This window comes from Rhizorhabdus sp., from assembly GCF_018006725.1.
Lineage (GTDB): Bacteria > Pseudomonadota > Alphaproteobacteria > Sphingomonadales > Sphingomonadaceae > Rhizorhabdus.
The window spans coordinates 1-3,059 of sequence record NZ_JAGMXV010000415.1 but is presented as its reverse complement, the minus strand read 5'-3'; the positions used below and the strand labels follow the sequence as shown (position 1 = coordinate 3,059).

Sequence of the window (3,059 nt, the reverse complement as noted above, 5' to 3'; positions counted from 1 at the left end):
CCCGCGAGAGCCTGCGGCTATAGTCCGCCCGCTTCGCACAGATGCCGTGACGTGTCCGTCAGGATGCCGATCGCAGCTTTCGCGAATGCCCCTGTGGCGGAACTGGTAGACGCGCTCGACTCAAAATCGAGTTCCGCAAGGAGTGCTGGTTCGATTCCGGCCAGGGGCACCAACCAGGCTGTTCAAGCCCGTTCCGAAACGTCCGCAACCGTCCGCACCGTGCTCGGAAAGCCTTGAAAAATAGGCACTTCCGCGTACGTTCTAGTTCGTCACCGTTTGTTCTCCTCCGATCCCAGCCGCCCGATTTGCTGGTATTTTTGCTGGTATCGGGAGAACAAACGTTCACGGCGACTTTCGCTTTGCCGAATGAAGGAATTGAGCCGATGGGCGGCAAGAACGACGGCGCGTGCGCCAATCCCAAGCAGATTAAGACCGACGTCGACTGCCGCGCCGCCCGACCGAAATTCGACAATGGCGCGTGGAGTCCCGCTAAGATTTCCGACGTGACCGGCGGCTGGCTCTATCTCTTCGTCACGCCGGACGTGAGCAGGCCCGGCAACGCTGCCTCCAAGCTCTGGCGGATGGACTACCGTTTCCACGGCCGCCAGAAAACCTACTCCATCGGCCCCTACGGCAACGGCAGGGATGGCACGTTCTCGCTCGCAGACGCGCGGCGCGAGCGCGACAAGGCCAAAGACCTGCTCAAGGAAGGCAAAGACCCGAGCATCGAGAAGCAGCTCGACAAGCACAAGCAGGCCGCCGCCCGGCCTTTCGCGCAATGGGCCGATGAGTGGCTCGCCAAGAAGAAGGTGGAGAAAGTCAAGCGCGGCAGGATCGTCGCAGTGCGCGACCCCAAGACCGTCGAGGTGCTCGAGCTGCGCGTCGGCTACGTCAAGGCTCGCTTCGGCAAGCTGTGCAGGCAGGACATCAAGCGTCCCGACGTGCTCGCTTTCATGCGTTCATATGAAGCAGAGGGAAGGCTGGAAACCCGGGACCGAGTGCGCAGCATCGGCGAGCAGATCTGCGACTATGCCGACGTCGAAGGCGACGGCTACAATCCATTCCGCAACCTGAATGGACAGATGATTGCCAACATTTCGACGCCGCGTCCCGGTGTCACCGAACCACGCGACGTCACGCGCGTCTTCAAACTTATCAGCGCACCGTGGACGAGAGCGAGATTTGGTGACGTCGTTGGCCTTGCCTTGCGCTTCAATGCGCTGACCATTCCCCGCCCCGGCATGGTCAATGAAATGGAATGGGGCGAGGTCGATTGGGATGCCAAACGCTGGACTGTTCCAGCTCCCAAGATGAAGACCGGTTGGGACCATGTTGTGCCCTTGTCACGACAGGCACTCGCGATCCTGCGTAGCGTCCAGAAGCTGACCGGCCATCGCCGGTACGCGTTTTCCTGCTCGAAGGACGCGCCGCTATCAAACAATACGCTCAACAAGCGCTTGCGGCTGCTTGGCATTGATACCAAGACTGATCATTGTGCCCACGGATTCCGGACCACGTTCTCGACTCTATCTCACCACGAAGAGATCAAGGACGCCAAGGCATGGGATGGCGATGTCGTCGAGCTGCAGCTCGCACATCTCGATAACTCTACTGTGGAAGGTCTCTACAAGAAGCACGGACCCCTCGCGCTGATCGGCTCGCGCACGAAGCTGATGCAGCATTGGGCTGATCGGATCGACCACTGGCTCGATCCCAAGAAGGTGATGCCGATCAAGGGAGGCGCGCAGGCTTGAGTCGCCTATCATCAGGCCTGTTAAGTTGCCCAATTCAACCCGTCGCAAAGCTCATGTGATAATCGTCGACGCTTGTGCATCTCGTGCTGGAAGGATCGATTTCGCATCCGTTGCATCGCGTTGCGCTTGTCCGCCTGAGATAACCGCAACAGCCGTTGTCGCCTAGATCCAATGCTTTGCCGTGGCTTCGAACGGCCGGATACAATGGAGAAGCAGTGCGACGGAGAGAGTGTCAGTCAGCCCCCGCTGAAAGATAAAGCATTTTCGACCTTCCTGGACTACGGCCACGTCCGAAATATCATCTCCGGCAGCCGAAATTACCGGAAGGGTCATAATACTGTTTCGAAGAGGGGATGGTTGCGGGGGGTGCAACACCCGTATTAGTTCGAGGGCAATCCCACGGCCCGCAGCATGGCCCTGCTAATCGGCCCAATGTCGGATGTGGCTACCGGCCATAAGCGAAGCGGGGTGTCCAGCTTCGCTCCAATTCAGCATCCTCATCCTCCTCATCGAGAGGGGCTTCGGGCAGCCCCTCGCTGGTCAACACGGTCAAGGTGTAGCCGTATTTGCCAAGGCCGATGATCTCTTCATCAAGAGTGATCCGACCCGGGCCGTCGAACCATGTCGCCAAGTCGGTTTCACCAACGGCGCGTTCGGCGCGAAGGACATTCGCCGCATCCGCGTTGAACCTCTGCGTCGCTCCGTCGGGCAAAGGAGCGCCTTTTCGCAAGAACGCTAGCTTGCCGAGATTCTTGAAAGACTCCGAGGTAAACGCATATGCGATCTCGTTGCCCTTGCTGACGATGATCGCCATCGGATAGCTGCCGCACTCCGCGGCCCGAATCGCGGCAGCCGTGATCGAACAATGGGCCTTCTCAGCCAGCTTGAGAATGCCGTCGAGGCCGATCTGATAATTGGAGAGCAGGTTGCGTGTGAGATTGGACGGCAAGAGAAGGCCGCTGGCGAAGTGGTCAGCCTCCAGCTCGATCGACGTATTCTGTGTAAAATTGGCGCGGGACATGTGCGCGCCGCCGGCCTTGATAATCTCCTCGGGATGGCCCGGCAGGAACCAATGCCCCAGCTCATGGCCAATGGAGAAATTCTCGAAGCCTTCGTTGCCGTGCTCGGTGGAGTAGATGATGGTGGCCGAATCACCGGCGAAGATGATCGCGCCGGACACGCCCGTCACTTCGGCTGGTTTCGCCTGGATGACAATATCCCTGGCCTTGGCGATCTCTCGAGGTCTAACTGGAAACTGATTGAAGCCAAATTCCTCAGCGACCTTTTCGCCGTGCTGGGTTGCCA

Annotated in this window: 2 protein-coding genes and 1 tRNA gene; 2 read left to right on the top strand and 1 reads right to left on the bottom strand. The window is 59.1% G+C overall.

What is annotated here, in order from left to right; translation table 11 throughout:
* The first annotated feature begins 87 nt into the window (after positions 1-87).
* Positions 88-172 (top strand) — tRNA-Leu (locus KAY22_RS27080).
* A gap of 211 nt (positions 173-383) precedes the next feature.
* Entirely contained in the window at positions 384-1,754 is a 1,371-nt protein-coding gene (locus KAY22_RS27075; protein ID WP_006018774.1) for a site-specific integrase, read from the top strand.
* A gap of 445 nt (positions 1,755-2,199) precedes the next feature.
* Here the strand turns inward: KAY22_RS27075 and KAY22_RS27070 are convergent.
* The coding region (locus KAY22_RS27070) for an ImmA/IrrE family metallo-endopeptidase (RefSeq protein ID WP_296626147.1) at positions 2,200-3,059 on the bottom strand (860 nt) is incomplete at its 5' end.